18 protein-coding genes and 1 pseudogene are annotated in these 20,924 nt (G+C 40.2%); 5 read left to right on the top strand and 14 right to left on the bottom strand.

The window, feature by feature from the left end; all coding sequences use genetic code 11:
- Positions 1-59: 59 nt before the first annotated feature.
- From CH361_RS11080 to CH361_RS11070, 3 genes are all read right to left on the bottom strand, one after another.
- Positions 60-1,046, bottom strand: coding sequence for an LBF_2017 N-terminal domain-containing protein (locus tag CH361_RS11080; RefSeq protein WP_100790866.1), 987 nt, complete (start codon positions 1,044-1,046; stop codon positions 60-62).
- A gap of 7 nt (positions 1,047-1,053) precedes the next feature.
- A complete protein-coding gene (locus CH361_RS11075) occupies positions 1,054-1,842 on the bottom strand; it encodes a FecR family protein (RefSeq protein ID WP_100790865.1) in 789 nt (262 codons plus the stop codon).
- A gap of 155 nt (positions 1,843-1,997) precedes the next feature.
- On the bottom strand, positions 1,998-2,543 hold the full coding sequence (locus CH361_RS11070; protein WP_100790864.1) for an NUDIX hydrolase: 546 nt from the start codon (positions 2,541-2,543) through the stop codon (positions 1,998-2,000).
- A gap of 123 nt (positions 2,544-2,666) precedes the next feature.
- Here CH361_RS11070 and CH361_RS11065 point away from each other — a divergent pair, with 123 nt between their 5' ends.
- From CH361_RS11065 to CH361_RS11045, 5 genes are all read left to right on the top strand, one after another.
- Positions 2,667-3,263 (top strand): glutathione S-transferase family protein, encoded by a 597-nt coding sequence (locus CH361_RS11065; protein WP_100790863.1) that lies wholly within the window; start codon positions 2,667-2,669, stop codon positions 3,261-3,263.
- A gap of 68 nt (positions 3,264-3,331) precedes the next feature.
- Entirely contained in the window at positions 3,332-5,347 is a 2,016-nt protein-coding gene (locus tag CH361_RS11060) for an ATP-dependent helicase (protein ID WP_208861429.1), read from the top strand.
- Entirely contained in the window at positions 5,347-6,039 is a 693-nt protein-coding gene (locus CH361_RS11055; RefSeq protein WP_100790861.1) for an LIC12587 family lipoprotein, read from the top strand. Before CH361_RS11060 ends, CH361_RS11055 begins: the two co-directional genes overlap by 1 nt.
- Before the next feature lie 6 nt (positions 6,040-6,045).
- Positions 6,046-8,229 (top strand): LIC_12586 family protein, encoded by a 2,184-nt coding sequence (locus CH361_RS11050; protein WP_100790860.1) that lies wholly within the window; start codon positions 6,046-6,048, stop codon positions 8,227-8,229.
- Entirely contained in the window at positions 8,214-8,582 is a 369-nt protein-coding gene (locus CH361_RS11045; RefSeq protein ID WP_100790859.1) for a hypothetical protein, read from the top strand. The genes CH361_RS11050 and CH361_RS11045 overlap by 16 nt, the downstream gene beginning before the upstream one ends.
- Here the strand turns inward: CH361_RS11045 and lpxB are convergent.
- From lpxB to CH361_RS10990, 11 genes and pseudogenes are all read right to left on the bottom strand, one after another.
- A complete protein-coding gene (gene lpxB / locus CH361_RS11040) occupies positions 8,556-9,767 on the bottom strand; it encodes a lipid-A-disaccharide synthase (RefSeq protein ID WP_100790858.1) in 1,212 nt (403 codons plus the stop codon). The two genes, CH361_RS11045 and lpxB, sit on opposite strands and share 27 nt — an antisense overlap.
- Positions 9,742-10,602, bottom strand: a complete 861-nt coding sequence (locus CH361_RS11035) for an LpxI family protein (protein WP_100790857.1) — start codon at positions 10,600-10,602, stop codon at positions 9,742-9,744. Before CH361_RS11035 ends, lpxB begins: the two co-directional genes overlap by 26 nt.
- A 10-nt stretch (positions 10,603-10,612) precedes the next feature.
- On the bottom strand, positions 10,613-10,843 hold the full coding sequence (locus CH361_RS11030; protein WP_100790856.1) for an FmdB family zinc ribbon protein: 231 nt from the start codon (positions 10,841-10,843) through the stop codon (positions 10,613-10,615).
- Positions 10,844-10,853: 10 nt separating this feature from the next.
- Positions 10,854-12,308 carry an SH3 domain-containing protein gene (locus CH361_RS11025; RefSeq protein ID WP_100790855.1) on the bottom strand — a complete coding sequence of 485 codons (1,455 nt, stop codon included), beginning with the start codon at positions 12,306-12,308 and terminating at the stop codon, positions 10,854-10,856.
- Between the two features lie 21 nt (positions 12,309-12,329).
- Positions 12,330-13,871: a TolC family protein gene (locus CH361_RS11020; protein ID WP_100790854.1), complete on the bottom strand. Its 1,542-nt coding sequence runs from the start codon at positions 13,869-13,871 to the stop codon at positions 12,330-12,332.
- 58 nt (positions 13,872-13,929) lie between these two features.
- The gene (gene sucD / locus CH361_RS11015; RefSeq protein WP_100790853.1) at positions 13,930-14,820 is read right to left on the bottom strand and encodes a succinate--CoA ligase subunit alpha; all 891 of its coding nucleotides are present in this window, start codon (positions 14,818-14,820) and stop codon (positions 13,930-13,932) included.
- Between the two features lie 9 nt (positions 14,821-14,829).
- Entirely contained in the window at positions 14,830-15,999 is a 1,170-nt protein-coding gene (gene sucC, locus CH361_RS11010) for an ADP-forming succinate--CoA ligase subunit beta (RefSeq protein WP_100790852.1), read from the bottom strand.
- Positions 16,000-16,160: 161 nt separating this feature from the next.
- A pseudogene (locus tag CH361_RS11005) lies at positions 16,161-16,919 on the bottom strand (sensor histidine kinase); the annotation flags it as partial.
- A gap of 458 nt (positions 16,920-17,377) precedes the next feature.
- The gene (locus CH361_RS11000) at positions 17,378-18,643 is read right to left on the bottom strand and encodes a Vgb family protein (RefSeq protein ID WP_100790966.1); all 1,266 of its coding nucleotides are present in this window, start codon (positions 18,641-18,643) and stop codon (positions 17,378-17,380) included.
- Between the two features lie 166 nt (positions 18,644-18,809).
- Positions 18,810-19,505: a hypothetical protein gene (locus tag CH361_RS10995; protein WP_100790850.1), complete on the bottom strand. Its 696-nt coding sequence runs from the start codon at positions 19,503-19,505 to the stop codon at positions 18,810-18,812.
- 50 nt (positions 19,506-19,555) lie between these two features.
- On the bottom strand, positions 19,556-20,911 hold the full coding sequence (locus CH361_RS10990) for an Lcl C-terminal domain-containing protein (protein WP_100790965.1): 1,356 nt from the start codon (positions 20,909-20,911) through the stop codon (positions 19,556-19,558).
- Between the last annotated feature and the right edge of the window lie 13 nt (positions 20,912-20,924).

Raw genomic sequence — 20,924 nt, 5'->3', positions numbered from 1 at the left:
TCTTTAGCCAGTGTTTATAAGCCTTAAATTCGGGGCAATCGACAATCTAAGTTTATCACTTAATTGGATTCACTACCCAGTTGAAAATTTAATGTTTTGACTGCTTCTTCATTTCCTACTTGGTCTATCGCATAATAAAAAAGTTGGAAAGACCCTTTACAAACTGATTTCAGTTCCAGAACAGAAATTTCGGAAGTATAAGGTTTGAACTCTGATTGGTTTCCCGACTGACAAGTGTAAGCAACAAGAATATCTTTAGGTCCGCTCAAACGATCTTTGGGAGTGAGTTTGATTTTTGTTTCTGGAGAAAGAAATTTGACTCCTCCCTTGCCATTGGCACTTTGTCCCACCCAATCAAGTATTGTTTCCGGTGGAGTAGAATCCTTAATAAAGTCCAAAACTTGAACTGGTTCTTTGTTTCCGGCATGGTCAACAGAGAAATACAAAAACTTGTAACTTCCTTCCTCTTGGATCGGAACCGATGTCATTGCTTTACTAGAACTCCAATGCCCGCCATTGATACGGTAACGAACTTCAGCAACACCAGAGGCATCATCACTTGGATTTAGTGTTAACACATCTTTTGTTAAATAACGAATGGATTCATCTTTTGTTTTAACAATGACAAAACTATCTCCTGAAATCACAGAAGTTGCTTTTTTCGGTTCCTGTTTGGGAACAAAAACTTTTTTAGTGGCTGCAAATTCGCGAGGAACAGAAAGAGGGGAGCCTGGATCTACATTGGTTGAATAGACTTGAGTCCAAAATCCTTTGGCACCATATTCACCTAACCTTCGCACACGAAAGTATTCAAAATCATCCTTTGGTGTGACTGTGATTCGGTTTCCCTTAAACTGAATGGATTCAGGAGGTTTCGGAGCAATGGTATCTCCGTTTTCATTTGGTTTTTCTTGCCAAAGTTCTAATTCAAAATTGGCATCCGCTTCTGCATCGATGGCAATTCGAAGTTCTCTTTTGGGTTTAGAAACGAGAGAGCTAAATGTTAAAAAAACAATTCCAAGGATCAGTAAAAATTTTCGATTCATATTCCTGCTATTCTTCTTTTAGGCGAGGTGCTTCTGGGATTTTATAAGGTTGTACTGGAGACTTTCCTTTTTCTACGAAAGTTGCCATTCCTTGCGTTAATTCTACCGATTTACCTTGGGCTGCAACATCAACCACACCTTCAAAACAAGAAATAGTTGAACTCAGCTTTTCATCTAACTCCACGCGGAATTCTGTTCCCCGAACTCCCGCCGTAGAAGATGGACTGACAATATTGAATTTATGTTCCGTAGTGGGTGGATTGGATTTAGTAACTTTTGCATCAAGACTTCCTTTAAAAAGAGCAACTGTAACAGCCCCACCTTTTTTCTCTGCACCCTTTACTTCAAAATGGCTATTGGTTAAGATTCTCACCATACCCACGTTATTGATATGAACATCGGTTTTCCCTTTGCCGGTGGTTTTGATTTGGTCATTGGGATGGAGTTCTTGTCCTAATTTCAGTGGAACCCAAGGACCCTTACCACCAGTCCCGTTCCATTCCACTGATCCAATGACAAACTCTGTCACACCAACCACGGGTTTTCTTAAGAAAACTGGGACAACAAGAGAAAGGCCCGGTTTGATGAGATCGGGATTTGGGATTTTATTATGTTTTAAAAGTTCTGGCCATCGTCTCGGATCAGAAAGGTGTCTTTCCGAGATGAGAGAAAGGGTTTCTCCCTTTTGAACTGTGATGGTGATTGGCTCTAAGCTCTCACCATCTTCCGCAAATAAGGAAAATTGACTGAATACTATGATAAGTACTAGGATTGACTGTGCGATGGACTTTCTCATAAATATAGTGTTCAAAACTTATGATTAATTTTCCAGCAATTTCGAGATTCTTGGGGATTTTTCTAAATATTGTTCGGTTCTTTTTTTAGAATCTAAACAAGGAAAGGCTGTGAATCTCCGAGTGCTGCTTAGTAAAAAACTCTACAATCGTTAGGTTATGATTTTTGGTTTAAGAAAAAAATCCCAAGGGCCGCTGCCATATGGGGGTGGTGGATGTTTCCATCAAGTAACAACTGTTTTACTTCTTCCGGCTTTTTTAAAACAATTTCGATGTCTTCACCTTCATCAAATTCCACTTCATGGACTAGATCCACGTCGTAGGCAACATAAGAATAAGACCAGTTGGTAAACATGGCTGGGTTCCCTGAAAATTTGGAGAGAAGTTTGTATTTAGAGGTTTCTGTAGCGTATCCCGTTTCTTCTCTTAGTTCTCTGATGGCCGATTCCAATTCCGAACCCGGCCCTTCTTCATCCACAATCCCGCCGGGAATTTCCAAACTATCTTCCCCAATCCCATGTCGGTACTGTTTGATGAGTAGGATCTCGCCGGATTTAGTTACAGGAACTACATTCACCCAGTTTTTAGATTTTAATACATAATAAGTTTTTTCTTTTTCCGATCGGGGAAGTTGGATATCAAAACTGGCAAGGGTATAAATCGGGGTTGGGAATAAATCTTTCCAGTTTTTTCGTTCTTTCACTTTGTTTTCCTTCGAACTAGGGAAATTTCGATTCAGGGAATTGTATAGAGATTTTCTCTCTTTTTTGAAATTCTGAAAAATCTTACTCTTGAAGGATAAAGGGTTGAGGAAAATGATCTCTATATGAAATTATACGGTAGCATCACCTCTCCTTATGTAAGACGCATTCGTTTTCTCTGTATGGAACTCGGAATTCCTTTCACTCTTGTGGATACAATGACAGATGCAGGGCAAAAGGAATTACGGGAAAAAAATCCACTCTGGAAAATCCCTTATGCAGAAATCGATGATGTTAAAATTTGGGACAGCCATACCATCACTGATTACCTTTTGGAAACGAAAGGTTCAGGGAATTTTCGTCCCAAAACGGGGACGCATCATTTTCGTGAAGCCAATTTACTCACGGCCATTGACCAAGCCCTGGACAATGGAATTCTCTTGTTTTATCTCAATAAAGAAGGGATCAAACCAGATGCAGCTCCCTATCTTACGAAAAATGCACTGCGCATCAGCTCTATTTTAGATTTTATCAAACAAGAGTTAAATGGTCATTTTTTCTTTACCGATGGAAAGGTAGGGCTTTCCGAAATGGCACTCTTTACTGCTCTAGACTGGATGCGATTTCGCTCCGTTTTGCCTGTGGAAGAGGATCCCATTTTTGCTAGTTTTCTAAACTTTCACGGCCAATCCAAATCTTGGAAGGAAACTGCTCCTAAGTAATAAAGAACGGCTGTTTTTCACTCGACCGGATCGGATTTCATTGGATTATGTCCCTTACCGGTCTCCCTATGAAATTGAATGCAGCGCAAATGGAAGCAGTTTCCACCATCCAAGGCCCCTTATTGGTTTTTGCTGGTGCGGGGTCGGGAAAGACAAGGGTCATTACCAATAGGATTGCTCATATGGTGGAGGGTGTCAAAATCCCTGCCAGTAAAATTGTCGCTCTTTCTTTTACTAACAAAAGTGCCAAAGAGATGGCGGAGCGACTTCGTAAAATGGTTCCCCGGGAAAAACTAAAGGGAATCACTCTTTCCACCTTTCATTCGTTAGGTTTGAAAATCCTAAAAGAACATATTACTAAACTTGGTTATAACGAAACGTTTTTATTATTTAATGGAACGGACCAGGAAGCCTTTGTTTCCGACCTTTTGAAATCGAAACGACTGGATCCCAAAAAAGTTCCTCCCAAAGAAATCCTTCGCCGTATCTCTTACGCGAAAAACACCCAAGTACATCCAAAAGACAATGGATTAACGGAAGAATTTGATCTAATTGCGGCAGAAGTTTTCTCTATGTATGAAGATGGATTAAAAGAAAAAAATGCCATCGATTTTGATGATTTAATTTTACTTCCCAAACGTCTGTTAGCTGAATTTCCTGAAATTGCAGCCTATTACCAAAGAAAACATGAATATTATCTTGTGGATGAGTTCCAAGATACCAACCAACTCCAATACGAGTTTTTATCGTTATTTCGCGGTAAAAGTGATAACCTTTGTGTGGTAGGGGACGACGATCAAAGTATTTACGCGTTTCGCGGTTCCAATGTCCAACTCATCTTAAACTTTGAAAGAGAGTTTCCTCATGCGAAAGTGGTTCGCCTACTAGAAAATTACCGTTCGACTTCTCTCATCATCCAGGCAGCAAACTCCCTCATCCAAAACAACAAAGGCCGAAAAGAAAAAACACTTTATAGTCGGATTCCTTCTGCAGAACGAGTGGAATATTATGAAACCGCCGACGAAAGGGAAGAGGCAATCTTTGTTGCAGGAAGGATCCAAACCTTACTCATTAAAAATGAATTTAAGGGAAAAGAAATTGCCATCCTCTTTCGCACTAACTTTCAGTCTCGCCCTTTTGAAGAGGAACTTCGGAACCGTAGCATTCCCTATAAAGTAGTTGGTGGTTATAATTTTTTTGATCGGAAAGAGATCAGGGATTGTATTTCTTACTTACGTTATGTGGCAAATCCTAAGGATGATTACTCGCTCTTACGAATCATCAACTACCCAAAACGTGGGATTGGTCCTGGAACCATGCAAAAACTCCAAGAGGAAGCCTTCACACACAAACTTTCTTTATACGAAATCTTTCATAAAATGATTGAGAGTCCGGACTATTTACCCGAAGTAAAAGCTAAGGTCAGACAAGAAATCTACCAATTTGTAGAACTTGTGGACGCCTTCAAAAAGAAGTTTGCGATGTCACCGAAACTGGCTCCAGTGCTTCGAGAAATGATCACCCAAATCGGGTTTGAAAGAGAAATCTCCCTGGAAGAAACCGAGGAGAAGGTGGTCAAAGCCCGGATCTACAATTTGAGTGAACTGGTGAATATGTTGTCCTTTTTTGAAGAAGAAGAGGGCCGAGAGGGCAAAGCAACGATTTTTGACTTTTTGCAGAGACTTGTCCTCCTGATGGAAGATGAGCCTAAGGAAGATGAGGAAGACCGCCGGGTCCAACTCCTCACCATGCACCAATCTAAGGGGTTGGAATACGATTTAGTTTTTTTAGTGGGCCTGGAAGAGGGAATTTTACCGAACTCACGTGTTATAGAAGAAGAAGGGGAAGTGGTCGATGAAGAACGACGCCTTCTCTACGTGGGTATGACTCGCCCAAGGCGAAAATTGTACTTGACTTCGGCTCGTACAAGACGCAAATTTGGGGAGCAAATCGAGAGTGCCCCCTCTCGGTTTTTAAATGAGCTGTCTCAGGACGCTGTTCTTTTTTTCCCTATGGAAACGAAGGATAGAGACACAGAAACTAAGAATTTCTTAGAGGAATTAGACAAACTAAAGGTAGGCTAATGAAATCAATTCTCCCACTAACCCTCATTTTAGCGTTGGTAGTGGCATTTGAAAATTGTGCATCAAATCAAGGAAACCAAAAACTAGGAGTTTCCAAAGTAAATACCGGGTCCCATTTGGCCCAAATCGAATCCATCGATGCTGATCTCAAATCCTCTTCTCTATCTGACGAATCCCGAGACAAATTAATCATCCGAAAAGGAAAACTTTTACTCGATCTTGGAAAATATGATGAGACGATTTCGACTCTCAACCAAGTAAACCAAGCAAAATCGAATCCTGTTCAACTTTCGGAATGGAACCTCACTATGGGCAAGGCCTATGTGGGAAAAAATGAATATTCTAAGGCCATTCAGTTTCTGAACCAGTCCGAGAGATTGGACAAAAACACAAACCTAATGGAACGTAAAAAACTAGTGGTGCAGTCCCTTGTGGCAGAACGGGAATACTACCCGGCACTGGCAACTCTTACCAAAACGTATACCAAAGGGAACCAAAAGAAAGACGAATTTTATTTTGAAACGGCAGCAAAGACCTACTTAAAAATGGGTTTTGAATATAAGAACACAGGTTTTTACCAAAAAGGTTTGCAAGTTGCCAATCTAGGATTGGAAGAATTTCCAAACAACGAAACTCTGAAGTCCATTCAGAAAGAGTGTTTGGAAGTGTTGCAGCCGGAGGGCAAACTCTAAGTTCTTTTGGAACGGATCTTCTCTCTTGAACGCCTATCTCAGTATAGGCAATTCCTCTTTTCCCTACTCAATAGAATCCGCGAAAATAAACGGGTTCTGTTGTCGTTTTTAGCCCTTGGTTTTGTTTTTTTTGTTTTTCTTCTTCTTTACTACAGTCTTGAGTTTTACCTTCGTAACTATCGGATCCCCTTAGTACAACTGAGAAAGGTTGTCTCTTATACCATCAACAAAGAATTAGGGAAAGCTGTAGACATTGGTGTCCTTGACTTTTCATTAAGAGAGGGTCTTATCATCGAAGACCTTGTGGTTTCTAATGAAGAGGACTTCTCTTTTAACGATCATATGGTGAAGGTAAAAAAAGTTACCTTTCGTTTATCTAGTTATTTTAAAGAATCTCCTACCGTAGAACAAATTGATTTTTATAGTCCTCATTTGGTTTTGAATGAAAACCAAAGTTTACGAAATCAGCTGATCGAATATGCTCAGAAAAACAAACTAAAAGAAATTCGGTTTCATGACGCAAGGCTAACTGTCAAACAAAATGATTCCACTTTGGTAGATTGGAAAGAAGGTTGGGACATTGTTCTCAAACGAAAGAATAAAAAATTATACCTTTCCTATAACAATGGTTGGTTTTGGATTCCAAACACGACTCGAATCAAAGGCAGTGGTGAATTTTCTGAAAGTAATTTGAATGAATTTCAATTCGAGTTTCAGTGGAAAAACTATCCTTCTGAAGAAGCCATCATTCTCACAAATTATTTGTTTGGTTCTAATGTAAATTCCGCTGTTCTTTCTGGGGAAGGAAAAGTAATCAGTGATCCTGTTTCTGGGTTTACGGCCAGTGGAGATGTTGAGTTTGAAAATTCTCTAATCCCAATTCCATTTTTTGAAAATTATGTATTGGATGGGTTTCGGTTCCGTGAAGTTTTTTTATTCACTCCGAATCAGGAAGAGAGAGAATTTTTTGGTACAGACTTCCGAATCAAATCTTCAGTTAAAACGGAAAACATTAAAGAGCCACTTCTGGATCGGAAATTTGAACTGCAGATTGAGTCTTTGGATGGAATTACGGAAAGGATTTCTGACAGTTCTGGAAATTTCAAACTTCCCCTTACTGGAGCCTTAAAAGGAAATATAACACTTACTGAAACCGGAGACAAAAATAAATGGTTCCGTTTGTCAGGAGAACTGAGCGGATCTGAAATTGAATGGGATTCTGAACTTTTAAAATTAGAGAAGGGTTCTTTTTCTTTAAAACTGAACGAAGGGAATGAATGGAATCTAAATTTTGATTCTTTGTTGTTTGGAAAACCTTCGCACCTTGGGGGTGGGGGTGTTAACCTTTGGGGACGGTCCAAAAAAACAGACGGTTCTTTTTATTACCCAATGAATTCCAAAACCAAACTTACCTTTAAAACTCCTGACCTAACAGCTAACGATTGGAAACCTTTGTATGAAGATTGGAAAAAGGAAACCTTGGAAGAAATTAAGGAACGCCAAGAGAAATTAATTCCAGAAGAATATTTTTATCAAACTAAGGTTTATAAATACTTTTTAGAATCAATGAATTTGGATTTGGGAATTTCGATTGGTAACTACTTTGCTTACAGCGGATCCAAGTCTCTTGGAGAATCTAAGGGTAGTCTTCAAGTAAAAGATGGCCGGATGAATTTTAATTTGGCCCTCGGAAATACAGGTTCCAAACTTTCAATGGTCTCCTATTTTGCGAGCAAAACCCCCAACTTTGGTTTCAGTTTGGTTCTCAGTGAGTATCCTTGGTCGGATCCTTGGATGAATTTATGTGGAGCAGATCTGAAACCGACCCAAGTCAGTTTGGATTATAGTTTTAATAGTATTGGTAGTGATTATTATACCCTTCATAAAGATGCACGGACATCTTATTTTCTTAAACTTTTTGGAGTGAGTTTTAAGGAAGCAGATTTGATTTCAAAATTAGACATGGATCTTACCCCTTTTAAAAAACCATTCCAAATCGAATTTGATTTGAGTCGGTATTCTGATATGGATTACATTTCTAATTTAGTTGTTTCCAGTGAATTTTTAGATCTGAAAGGATATGGAAATAACAAAAATGGAAATTACGGTTTCACAACTTATGGTTTGGTGGGGGAATCTAGAGGAACTTTTAGTTTTTCAGAAGAGGAAAATAAATGCGTCATCAAATAGTTTATATTAGTTTTTTTCTTTTGTTATTTTTCTTTGTCCATTGTACAGAAAAGAAAAACCCGGCTGATACAGCTCCTGAAATTTCCAAATTACCGGCGTTTGGTGGAGAGTGGGTTTTGGAATGGGAAAACAAAACACATTCTTTGGACATCCAACCGGAAGAAAATAAAGTGCTTTGGAATGGGGAAGATGGTCTCAGTTTGGAGTTAGATTCTGTTGGAATTAGACTAAAGCCCAGTGATGAAGAAACCATCAAAGGTTACTTTTTGTATTCGGATCTAAAACCCAAATCCTGGATTGGGACTTGGGAAAACAGAGTGGTTCGGTTAATTCGTAAGGGTTCGAAGGAGTGATTGGATTTCTTTCGCTGCCTTTTTAGAAGCATTCATAGTTCCTAGTTCTCTTTCCTTCGCGTCTCGTAAGATTCCCTTCATTTTATTTCGAAGTTTTGTACTGGATAGAATCTTCCATGCTTCCCTAAAAATATACTCAGGTTGGCATTCGTTTTGTGTGATTTCACGACAAACTTCTTCCCCCGATAGGATATTCGCAAGACCAATGAATTTAGAACGCATGAGTAAGGATCCTAAAAGATAAGTAAATAAACTCACTTTATAAAGAATGACCATTGGGGTTTCAAAGTAGAGACCTTCTAAGGTAGCCGTTCCTGAGGCAATGAGAAGAAGGTCACTTGTCTCCATCACACGTAGAGACGAGTTCCAGAGATAATGGATATTGATATCGGGATGGATGTTTTTTAGAGCTTCTATCTTTTCTAAAAGAAAGGGTTCTTCCTTTGCATTGATATTGGGAAGTAGAAAGACCACCTTCTTTTTTTCCAATTTGCATTGTTCGTGGAGGAGGGCAGCCGTTCCCAAAATTGGATCAATGAGTCTACGAATTTCTCCTTTCCGTGACCCAGGGAGAAGGCCGACCGTATAACCATGGTGAGAATCTGGAAGTTTTTCCGTAATGACAGGCTCTTTTTTTAGTTTTTCGGGAATTCGTTTGGTGATAGGATGCCCTACAAATTTTGCATTCACACCGTATTCGGTATAAATCTCTTCTTCAAAGCGAAAGAGAGTTAGCATGAGAGCAATTTGTTCTTTGATAAAATAAATTCGGTTGAACTTCCAAGCCCAAATTTGGGGAGATACGTAAAATACAGTAGGGATTCCTCTTTGTTTTAATTCTTTCGCTAAACGTAAGTTAAATCCTGGATAATCGATTAAAATGGCAAGTTTGGTAGGCCTACGAGTTGTTTCTTCTAGAACTCGGTAGAATATCTTTTTTAGAAAACTGTATTTTTTGATGGCTTCTGAAAATCCAATTACACTTAAATTTTCGAGTTCTTCCATGGAATCCAATCCATGCCCGATCATTCCTTCTCCACCGATTCCGTAGAACTTATATTCGGGTTCGAGGATTGTAAGTTCCTGAAGAAGGTCGGCACCGAGTAAATCACCGGAGTGTTCCCCTGCGATGACTAGGATGTTTTTGTCTGATTCAAGACTATGGGACTTTTTTTTGGTTACCATTGAGAACCTTACTTCCGCTTTTTCCTACTACACAAAAGTTTAACTTATGTTTTGTTGCAAATTCAATTGCTAACTTTGGATCTACCACTAAAGTTTCTCCTTCTCTGATGCAGAGTGTTTTGCAGCCACTTTCGAGCATCATTTGGAAGGTATGAATTCCAATTGTGGGTAAGTCAAAGCGGTCATCTTGTTTTGCTTTGGGGCTTTTACAGACGACGGCATCACCTTTCTTTTTGGTGTACTGACCACCACGTTTGATGGTTTCGTCGGTTCCTTCCACAGCTTCGACTGCGATCACCGATTCATCACAGACCACAACCATTTGTCCGATATCTAAATCGGCCATCTTTTCCGCATAAAACATTCCAAAGTCGATGTCTTTTAACTCTTGGGATTTGAATTTTTTGGGAGTGTATCTTCCTTCGGGAAGTAATAGTGACTGCAAATAAATTTTTTGAGAGATGACTTTGACACCCATTGCTTCAAATTCATCAGCAATCGCAAGGAAGATCGGGTAGTCGTTTCGATTGATAGTTTTGGCCAAGATAGAAAGTGCTTTTAAATCGAATTTTAATTTTTGAAAGAGTAGGTCTTTACGAACCTTACCTAACATTAAAATCCTAGTGATTTTTTCTTTCTGAATGGTTTTTAAAATTTTCCCGACTTGGGTGATATGGACAGGGATCGTGCGTGCGCTATGTTCTCTGGGAGAAAAATCAGACTCGATGAGTCCTAGAAATAAAGGATCCTCTCCAGCCGCCAGAGCTTCTGACATTCCAATATGGGGTAGTTCTCCCCCACCAGCAATGATGGCTAATCGGCCTTTGGTTGCCAAAGAGTTGACCTTACGTGGTTCCTGAATCGCTACTGCCAGTAGCTTTCGCAGAACTGTCTTTTTTGTAATCAGTCACGTAAAATCCAGATCCTTTGAAGATAATTCCGGCGGTCGCAGAAATGCGTCGTTCGACTGACCCATTTTTCCCGCAGAGACATTCTGTGAGGGCATCATCTTTCATTGACTGAACGTGTTCAAAGTCTTTGCCACATGTATTACAATGATAATCGTAGGTAGCCATAACTCCTCCTTTAATGGATTCCTGTTCTAATTTCGAAGAGTAACACTTGTTCCCGATTCGGTTCTTTTGCCAGAGGGAGACAAATTTCCCAGGAGTATCTTCCCGATTTTAGGGCCGATTCATCCAATGGATAAGAACGAATGGACTGAATGAGTCCTGTATTTCGCCTCCAGAGGCTTGCGTTCCATTTGTCCCCTTCGTGGGATTCAATGTGTAAGGACAGGTTTTCTCTTCTTTTTTCTCCGTCTAGGACATATCGATTTTTATTCACCCAAATCGATTCTTTATCCAGGGAAATAGAGTAGGCTAAGTGTTCACGGTTATCATAATTTAAATGAAGTTCTAAAAAGGAAATAGGTGTTTCGGAGTCAGTCGGACTAAAGGAAAATTCAAAATAGTTTTTATCACCGGAAAGTTTTTTACAAATCCTTTGGATGCCTTTGGATTGTTTTCCTTGTCCAAAAACAGGAAATCCTGTTTCCCCTGAGACTCGCACAGATTCCCTGGGAAGATAGGCTCCGAAGAAAGTGGCGGGAATTTGACTTCCGCTCCAACCCTCAAAATCGATTCGAATCTCGTTATCAACAGCCTTAAATCTTTTTTCAAAATCAGCTACGAAACTTGGGTTCGGGGGAACATCCTTTAAAAATCCAGAAAAGATCCAGGCAGACTTTTGTAAGTTAGGAAAGTAACAACGTTTCCAATGTCCCGTATGACCCACAATGGTTTCCGTGCCGGAATCTTCTTCCAAACAAAAGGTAAGTTCTGGTTCTGAGATTTTTCCCACTTCAGAATTTTCTCTTCCTGGTCCACTTCGTAGGTTCACATTTTTTCCTCGTACAATCGCCGTTTGGTGGTATAAAACGGTATTCGAAGTATTTGCTAAAAAATGTAAACTTTGTAATAAAAATTCAGATTCGATTTCACCGATCGGTTCAAACGGAAAACTAAGTAGGTTTGCCAAGGCACGGCTGAAACTATCTTCCATACCACGTGGATCTTCCAAGATCAGTTTCAAAAGTAAGTTTGTGGCTTCTGCTTTGGGAATTGGTTTATGAATGGTTACAATTTTTGTAATGAGTGCTCTTTTGTATCCATCTCCATGTTTTTTCAAATGAGAGAAATAAGGATCTTCGATATGGTAATAAGTGCCTCTGGTAGTTTCCCATTCCACCAGTTTGGTTGCGGAACGTTTTTTAAAAAAAGAAATTAGGTCCTTAGAGGTTTCCTTGGCATTCAGTTTTTTTTCTAACTGAGAAATGGTTTGGGAAAGGATGGTAAGTTCTAATTCACTAGTAGGAATTTCTGAATCCTTATATAAACCAAGGACTTTTAAATAAGATTCGGATTTGTAAAGATCGTAGGCCTTATCTTCTCTTTCGCGAAAGTCAACGAGCGCGTATGTGACAAGGACTATAAAGGAAAAGAGAAGGGCTAGAACAAGAAATACACGGGAGCGGATCAAAAAGATTCTCCCGTTTTCAGATTAAAGATTTTCAGGTAGGAGTTTGGATCTATCCACTCCGTATTCTTCAAATAAAACATTCTTAGAAACATAATATCTGTGTAGATTGATATTGTAATCTACTTTCGCTCGCACGAGTGACAACTGATCTTGTACATGAGTGTCTAGAGCATTCTTTACAGCAAGTGCATTGAATCTTCCTTGTTGGAAGGATCTTAAAACACCATTGTAGTATTTTTTGGATTCTTCCTCAGTGCGCTTTGCATTTTCCATTACTTGGAAGGATGCTTTTAAGATATCAATTCTAGTTCTGACATCGTCTGAAACTGCTTTTGTTAAATCCGCTTCTTCCAAGGAAACTTGGCGTTTTTGGATTTCTGCATCACGAATTCCCGCCTTCACTCCCTTATCCATAATTGGGTAAGAAAGGTCTACGGATCCTTGCATCATTGGATACTGGTAAGAAAAAACACCAGCACGGCCGTCAGTATAGTTGTTTTGTGGACTGATCGTATTTTGAGCTTGGTATCCATAAGTTCCGGCAAGTTTTAAAGAAGGAAGGGCTTCGTTTTTAGCGGTTTTCATGGATAATTCAGCATTTTCTTTTTTGCGAACAAGGGCTTTGAAATCAGCTCTATGTTTGTATGCGTAATCAATATCAGCTTGGTAATCTAACTTAGCAGGAAGGGTTTCTGATAGTGGTGTTGTTTTTTGAAAGATTGTTTCTTCCGGAAGATTGAGGGAACGAATGAGTTTTCGTCTTGCTTCTTCTCGTTCTGCACTTGCTTGTGCCATTTGTCCTTCCACTTGAGAGAGAAGGGCATTCCATTGGTTGACTTCGAAACTTTCAGAAAGCCCAAGCCCTTGTTTGCGGATGGTTAGGTCTCTTACGTTCTTAGTATTTTTTAAAAGTTGTTCGAAAGTTTGGTAACCAGATTCTTTTACAGAGTAGTTCCAGTAGTCAACAAGAGTGGCTACCACTTTGCTTGCGACTTGGTCTTCCATTTGTTCTCGTAAAATTTCCGTTTGGTTTTCTAGGATTTTTTCCATATTCCTTTCGTTGGCACCAAAAGCATTTTTGAGTAAATCCTGAGCAATGGTTACGGAAAGGGAATCTGTGTATAATGGAGGAAGTCCGAGGGATGTAAATCCTGCAGGAGTTTTATTTGGATCTTCAAAAGCATTCGAGTCAAAACGTTGTGACTTCGCTTCTAGTTTGAAGTAGGTTCCTGTTGTGAAAAGTTTTTCTAACCCAGCACTATAAGTGGTCGTTTGGGTTTTGGTTCCCGTAAAGATATTGTTTTGGTTGAAAGGGAATTTCTTTTGGTCTATCTCGGCTTTGGAAAGGGCTCGCCAAGAATATTTACTCTCAAACTTCATGAGGTTCGTATCCGCTTTGGCTAGCTCTAGACGAGCCTGCATAACCTCTCGGTTATTTTCAATCGCATACTTGACTGCGTCTTGTAAGCTAAGTGTAAATCCCTTATCTCCAGATTCCGCAGCCAAAAGGCCTACGGAAACGAGGAGAATCAATGTACTTGAAACCCATGAACGTTGTTCCATACTCTTAATTCAGACTCCCCATTCCCCTTGAATAGCTGTTTTTTTTTAAAGCAAACCCTTATTTTTTAAGGGCTGCTTTCATTTTTTCGCCTACTTCACCAATATGTGCGCAGATGCTGACACCAGCGTCTTGCATTGCCGCAATTTTAGAAGTAGCAGTTCCCATTCCACCAGAAATGATCGCACCAGCGTGACCCATACGTTTTCCAGGAGGAGCTGTTTGGCCTGCAATAAAACCAACAACTGGTTTTTTCACATGAGCTTTGATGTAAGCGGCAGCTTCTTCTTCCGAAGTTCCACCAATCTCACCGATCATAACGATTCCTTCTGTGTCCGGATCTTCGTTTAAAAGGCGAACTGCTTCTGTATGGTTCATCCCTGGAACTGGGTCTCCCCCGATTCCGATACAAGTGGATTGGCCAAGACCTGCTCCTGTTAAGGAAGCAACTGATTCATAAGTCAAAGTTCCAGAACGGGAAACGATTCCGATTTTTCCTGGAGTGTGGATGAATCCTGGCATAATTCCCATCTTAACTTTGTGAAGTGGGTTGATGACTCCTGGGCAGTTTGGTCCCACGAGTTTTGTTTTGGAATTACGAAGCACACTATATACTTTTAGCATATCGTGAGTAGGGATTCCTTCTGTGATACAAACCACAAGTGGGATCTCCGCAAAGATTCCTTCCAAAATGGCATCGGCTGCAAATGGAGGCGGAACAAAGATCACCGCAGCGTTTGCGCCATCTTGGATCATTGCATCTTTAATGGTGTTACGAACGGGAGCCGTTTTTCCTGTTTCGGAAGTCCAGATTTGACCACCTTTTCCTGGAGTGACTCCAGCAACTACTTTTGTACCATATTCTAACATTTGAGTCGCATGAAAGGATCCTTCCTTACCGGTGATCCCTTGGACGACTACTCTAGTGTTTGCGTCAACTAATACAGTCATGTTTGATTCCTATTTTTTGATTAGGGAGACGATTTTGTCTGCCGCGTCACGGAGTCCTTCCACTCCCACAATGTTCATACCGGATTCGTTCAGGATTTTTTTTCCTTCTTCTGCATTGGTTCCTTTCAATCGAACCACTACCGGAACAGATACGTTTACCTTTTTTGTTGCTTCGATAATTCCCACAGCAACTCGGTCACAACGAACGATTCCACCGAATACGTTTACAAAGATTCCTTTTACGTTTGGATCAGAGAGGATGAGTCTAAAACCGTTTTCTACTGTAGTAGGGTTTGCTCCACCTCCCACGTCCAAAAAGTTTGCAGGTTCTGCACCAGCTAACTTAACAATGTCCATAGTTGCCATCGCAAGACCGGCACCATTTACCATACAACCGATATTTCCATCTAACTTAACGTAGTTGAGGTTGTATTCTTTTGCTTTTACTTCATACGGATCTTCTTCGGAAATATCGCGAAGAGCTTCGTTTTCTGCATGGCGGTAAAGTGCGTTTTCATCCAAGTCCATCTTGCAGTCGCCGGCAACGATTTCGTTTTGTTTTGTCAGGATGAGAGGGTTGATCTCAAGTAATGCAGCATCTTCTTTGATGTATGCATTGTAAACTGAGTTTACAAGAGCTGTGAAAGACTTTTGTGCTTCCGCAGGGATTCCAAGTGCAAATGCGAGTTCACGCACTTGAGAACCTTGGATTCCGATACCTGGATCAATTTGGATTTTGATGATTTTTTCTGGATGAGTTTCTGCAACTTCTTCGATTTCCATTCCACCTTCGGTAGAAGCCATAATGATGGTTTTACGGAAAGCTCGATCGAGTAGAATAGAAAGATAGTATTCCTTTGCGATTTCAAGACCTTGTTCCAAATAAACTTTGAGAACTTTTTTTCCTTCTGGTCCTGTTTGTGGGGTGATGAGTTGCATTCCAAGGATTTTCTCGGCAGCAGCTTTGGCATCGTCTTTCGTCTTTGCGACTTTGACCCCGCCACCTTTTCCTCGTCCACCTGCGTGGATTTGGGCTTTCACCACCACTACGGGTGATTTTTGGACAACTTCGTTATATGCCTTTTCAAAATCACCGACAGTGTCGATGACCTTTCCGAATGGAACGTTGGCATTGTGTCTACGTAGGATTTCTTTGGCCTGGTATTCGTGGACTTTCATGGATTTCCTTATGTCATTGGTACGTCCGTGGTGGAAACCAACGGATCACTAGGGTAAGGCTCTTGTGCCTGGGGAGATTGTCAAGACCGAATGGAAGGTTCTTACCTGACAAACCTTAAAGAGACTGTCTTTTTAAGTTGTACAGAAATAGAACAAAGGACCTAGATGTAGAGTGCCTCTTCTGGAACATCGGGGAGTGACACTGTGAACGTGGAGCCTTTTCCTTCAGCGCTTTTTACGGTTATGTTTCCACCGAGAACTTCCACCTGGGATTTGGTGATGAATAGGCCAATCCCGCGTGCGTCCTCATTTTTGTGAAAGGTCTTAAACATTCCAAAGATCTTCTGACCGTGTTTGTCTAAATTGATTCCTAGGCCGTTGTCTTCCACGGAGATCAAAACTTGGTTGTCTTCTTTTTTTGCCGTGATACGAACAAAGGCTCCTTCTTTTAATCGTGCATATTTAACTGCATTAGAGATTAAATTGAGAAGGATACTTTCTAAATAAACAGGAATGATTTTGAGTTCTAAGTTTTTTTCTAATTCCAAAATCACTTGGATATGCCTTGATTCAATCGAACCTTTGAGGATGTTTAAGGTTTTGTTGATTTCTTTTTCCAAAAAACAGATTTCCATAGGTTTATTTAACATCTGTCCTATGGAAACAATGTCATTCAAATGGATGATGGTTTCATTTAATTTATCGGCAGAGGTATGTAACATTTCCATGATACGTTCTTTTTCTTCCTCTGTGGGATTTTCTTCCAACAAACTGATGAGAGATTTAAAATTGGCGGAATGTTGTCTGACATTATGCGAAATGATATAAGCAAAATTTTGCAAACGACTGTTTTGGATCCCGGTATAATGTAACATTTTATCCGTGTTCTCCATCGCTTCAACTGTTTCCGTAATGTCTTCTAAAAGGATCGAAAACTGGTTTGAGTTTAGGATGGAAGTGCGGAGTGCGAATATTTTTTTGATCTCTACGTCTTGGTGGAAGAGTTCCCCTTGACTGATCAAAATGCGGGACTGTTTTCCTTCTTCGAGGCAACTTCTGATCTGCAATAAAAATCCTTCGGATTTGAATATTGGAAATACACTAGAGAGTGTTTTGTTTTTTTTTCCATTAGATTTTAGATCTGAAATTGAATGAGCAACTGGATTTGAATGGATAAGAATACTTTCTAAAGAGAGTTCTGGTGTTGGTGATTCAAAAACGAAAACTGCATGCGGAAGGCTATTGGCAAAAAGGACAAAGGTTTCCGGAAGAGTATTTTTGAAAGGTAACATCACTGATCTCAGTTTTTGTAGGGAGATTCACTCCGCTTACCATCCATCCGACGAAAAAAATCTACAAATGTACTGATTCTTTTGAATTAAAGTTTGTTCCAATAAGGGGAAAGGCGAAGTGAATCACAAAATTTTCCATTCGAGTTTGTGTGGATGAGATCAAACCTGTCGACTGTGTGAGATGCCAAGTAGATATCTCCGTCTGGGCCAAGGGCTCCTCCCCGGTAAGATCCTGTAGGTTTCGGAAATAATGTTTTAAATGAATGGTCACTTGTATCAAATGAAATAAAGTTGGGATAATTTTCGGGCACTAGGTAGATTTTTCCATTAGGAGCTAACACGGCTCCATTGAACATTGAATTGATGGCAGAGGGAATGCTAGCAACAGTTTCGATTTGCTGCGTGTTTGTGTCTAAATAAATGATTTGGTTGGGCTGGTCAAAAGGGATCATATAGATTCGGCCATTCGGTGTGAGGATCCCCGAAATATACTTGCTTCCACTTGGAAAACTATAGGGATGAGTGGAAACAGAATCGTCTTTCGTATTTAGAATGTACATAGTGGTAGCAGTAAAAGGAATGAAGTATATTTTTCCTTGAGGGGTTAAGACAGCATTTGAAAATCCTCCAGTTGTAGGTGTAGAAACCGAACCGATTGTTTTTGAATTTGTATCATAGTAGCGAATGATGTTTTCGCTACTCGGAACAAAGTAAATTTTTCCATTAGGAGCATAGATAGCACCGTTATACGCCGTACCTGTCATTGTGGAGTCATTTCCAACGATCGATATTAAATTTTGAGACGTATCTAAAGCGAAAAAATCATAGATTTGGTGAGGTGCATAATAAATGATACCACCTGGACCAAGAGATGCTCCAATAAACGTTACTGATCCCGAAAAATTTCCTGTGGTTGAGAAGTCTTTTGTAATCGGATCTATCGCTAAGACTTTTGGAGAATAATAAGGTGCAAAATATACATTCCCATTCGGGGCATTGAGTGCTCCTTGAAATGCTGGATATGCCGATCCAATGACACTTGAGACAGTTTCTGATCTATATTGTACCAGTGTTTCGTTATCTCCGGAACCGAGAGCAAACTGTGTTTCCATCTCGGCTTTGACTTGTGGCCAATTTTCCTCTAAATGGGTTTCTTCATAACTCAATAGACAAGCTGGTGTTTTGGGACTCACTCGGTACCCGCATTGGTCACTTTTGTCTTTGATGGCTAGTCTATAGAAAATATTCGGTAAAAAATTAGAATCTTCTAGATCACAGGCGTTGTCTGCCTTAGGTTCTGAACAAGAAAGGAAAAAGAAAACAGCAAGACAATAGACTAGTGAGCGACTCATAATTGTGATGTTTGGATGATATCGAAAACGAGACTGGGGAGGCAAGTAGGAAAGATATTTCTTTCTATTGCGGATGAATACGTAGTGAAAAGTTGGAAAAACTTTGACTTTGATTGTATCGCTAAAGGAAGGTCCAAACATTTGTTTTGTTCTGATGGGAGGAGATTTAATCCTTGTTAAAGTCAGTGAGAACTTGGTTTCTGTTCAGGATCTTTTTTCCGGTCGTTGTAATGTTGGGAAAAAAATTAGGATCTCTTTCGGGATCTGTCAGAAGAAGTTTTACATCCCGGATCTTTTCGTAACATTCTTTCATAAAAAGTTGGTGTCCACATCCGAGTAAATGGTAACCTTCGTGGATGAGAGTGGATTTTGGACTTGTAAATAGAATTTGAATGGTAGAAATGTATTTGGCCTTGATATAACCCCTTGTATTGGATTGTCCCTCGACGGCTCCTTGGACTTCGAGTTTCAAACCGACTCCCGCAAAAATTCCCAAGGTCAAAACTTCAAAGGCCAGGTCACCCCAAGTTCGTCCTTTTAAGTAAAGTAACCTGTCGCAATCTTTTGTTAGGCGGTTCGTCATTAAATAGATTAAAATATCAGTGCCCCAGAATCCAGGTCGTTCCATCATATTTACCGTAACGGGTTCTGCCTTTAGATTGTAGAGCGAGAGTTCCTCGTTCCATGCAAGAAATAAATCTCGGACTTCTTCTTCTGATACCTCCGGCTCTCGGAGGACACAAACACGAAAACTGGCATTGTCTCCAAAAGAAATTCCGGCACGGACTTTAGGTTCATGGAATCCAATGGTTGTGCATTGAGAAAATAGAATCAAAATAAGGATGGAAAATTGTTTTAACATTTTGAATGATAAAGTTCTACTTTTCTTTTTCTTCGGTTTCCAGACAAACCTTAAAAGTCGGCAACACAACGTGTCAAATTAGTTGTAGCGTTTGCTTTGGTGTCGGGTCCTCCACTCGAACTTCCAAAATTTACTAAATAGGCTTCTGAGGGAACGGAGAATCTTGTAGTGGATGTCCAATAGTCTGCGGAGGCAGTGTTGGGAAAGTAAAGGGAATCAAAACCGGGACTTCCGTAAGTGAGGAAAAAATCTAGTAAACTTCTTAATTCTCGAGCATTCGGAAGACGCCAGGTTTTTCCTGCTAGGTTTAAACTTTGGCAATAACTAATCGCTCCATTCCAATCAGTGAGAAGGTTTGTCCCTCCAGAACATGTAGTCAGATTTGTTTGTCCAGCATTGCATCTTTGCCAAACAAGTGAGGTATCCAAATCAAGTATGGTTCCATCTCCATTGTTTACTAATCGTTTGTTTTTAGTAGGAACTGAATTCGAAACACAACGTAGATAGTGGGAGTCAGTAAAATCTCCTGTGCCTATCGTTCCTTCAATGAAAGCTGCATTAAACGTACGTGACCCAAGAGTACTTATCGTATTTGTTTTAAAATTGTGGCTTTCTGTCGCTGGAAAAAAAGTCTGATTAATGGATGGGCTAGCAACCGAATAATCGAAAATACTAATGGACTCATCTATTTCAGGAATTCTCCAATCGGTACGATTTGCAAATCCGGATCCAGAATTGAGACTAGCACACTCGGTTTGCGCAGGCGCATACTGAAAGTAGACGGTTCCCATTGTAGAACATCCAATTCCTGTTTTCCCCCTTTGGCAACTGGTCCAAATAAGGCCAGTGTTTAGATCTGTTGTGATTTCCACACCAGCAACAAGGGTTGGGCCCACAAAACTTTGAGGAATTCCTTTCTGAAGGTTGCCATCTTGTCCTGGAAGGCTTGAACAAATGGCTGGGTTGTTCGCTCCATCATAACAAGTAGTTTGGTTGGTTTTCGTGGGAGGTTTTCCCATCCAAGCAGGTTGGTAGGTACAACTTGCTGAACCTTTGGGATTACTCGCGGTGATGGTGTAAATCTGTCGATTGGCTTTCCATCCGAAATAAGTTCCCTGGACTGCGTTTGAAAATGGAGAAAATGAGATTCCTTCGGGAAGTGGTGGATTTGCCGAAAAACTCAAACGGTTCCCGTCAGTGGCAAAACTTTCAGAGAAGAAATTTCCATTCACTTGGGGGATAAGAGGAGGACAGGTAAGGAAAGTAGGAGCAAGAACCTCCAAAACCAGTCCACAATGTGAGGTTTCATCAAAATTGATGTAACGGACAAGGAGGCTTTCTAGGTAATCATCTGACTTGGGATCACAAAGGTTATTGAATTTTGACCTTTGGCAAAAAAATGACATAGAAAGAACCAGA

Source organism: Leptospira brenneri (genome assembly GCF_002812125.1).
GTDB classification, from domain to species: domain Bacteria; phylum Spirochaetota; class Leptospiria; order Leptospirales; family Leptospiraceae; genus Leptospira_A; species Leptospira_A brenneri.
Note: the sequence above shows the minus strand (reverse complement) of the source record. Positions and strands in the feature narration are given on the sequence as shown.

Bases quoted from the DNA above. Each gene is read 5' to 3' on its own strand.
- CH361_RS11080 (WP_100790866.1), bottom strand. From the start codon at position 1,046: ATGAATCGAAAATTTTTACTGATCCTTGGAATTGTTTTTTTAACATTT.
- CH361_RS11075 (WP_100790865.1), bottom strand. From the start codon at position 1,842: ATGAGAAAGTCCATCGCACAGTCAATCCTAGTACTTATCATAGTATTC.
- CH361_RS11065 (WP_100790863.1), top strand. From the start codon at position 2,667: ATGAAATTATACGGTAGCATCACCTCTCCTTATGTAAGACGCATTCGT.
- CH361_RS11060 (WP_208861429.1), top strand. From the start codon at position 3,332: ATGAAATTGAATGCAGCGCAAATGGAAGCAGTTTCCACCATCCAAGGC.
- CH361_RS11055 (WP_100790861.1), top strand. From the start codon at position 5,347: ATGAAATCAATTCTCCCACTAACCCTCATTTTAGCGTTGGTAGTGGCA.
- CH361_RS11045 (WP_100790859.1), top strand. From the start codon at position 8,214: ATGCGTCATCAAATAGTTTATATTAGTTTTTTTCTTTTGTTATTTTTC.
- lpxB (WP_100790858.1), bottom strand. From the start codon at position 9,767: ATGGTAACCAAAAAAAAGTCCCATAGTCTTGAATCAGACAAAAACATC.
- CH361_RS11030 (WP_100790856.1), bottom strand. From the start codon at position 10,843: ATGGCTACCTACGATTATCATTGTAATACATGTGGCAAAGACTTTGAA.
- CH361_RS11020 (WP_100790854.1), bottom strand. From the start codon at position 13,871: ATGGAACAACGTTCATGGGTTTCAAGTACATTGATTCTCCTCGTTTCC.
- sucD (WP_100790853.1), bottom strand. From the start codon at position 14,820: ATGACTGTATTAGTTGACGCAAACACTAGAGTAGTCGTCCAAGGGATC.
- sucC (WP_100790852.1), bottom strand. From the start codon at position 15,999: ATGAAAGTCCACGAATACCAGGCCAAAGAAATCCTACGTAGACACAAT.
- CH361_RS11000 (WP_100790966.1), bottom strand. From the start codon at position 18,643: ATGAGTCGCTCACTAGTCTATTGTCTTGCTGTTTTCTTTTTCCTTTCT.
- CH361_RS10995 (WP_100790850.1), bottom strand. From the start codon at position 19,505: ATGTTAAAACAATTTTCCATCCTTATTTTGATTCTATTTTCTCAATGC.
- CH361_RS10990 (WP_100790965.1), bottom strand. From the start codon at position 20,911: ATGTCATTTTTTTGCCAAAGGTCAAAATTCAATAACCTTTGTGATCCC.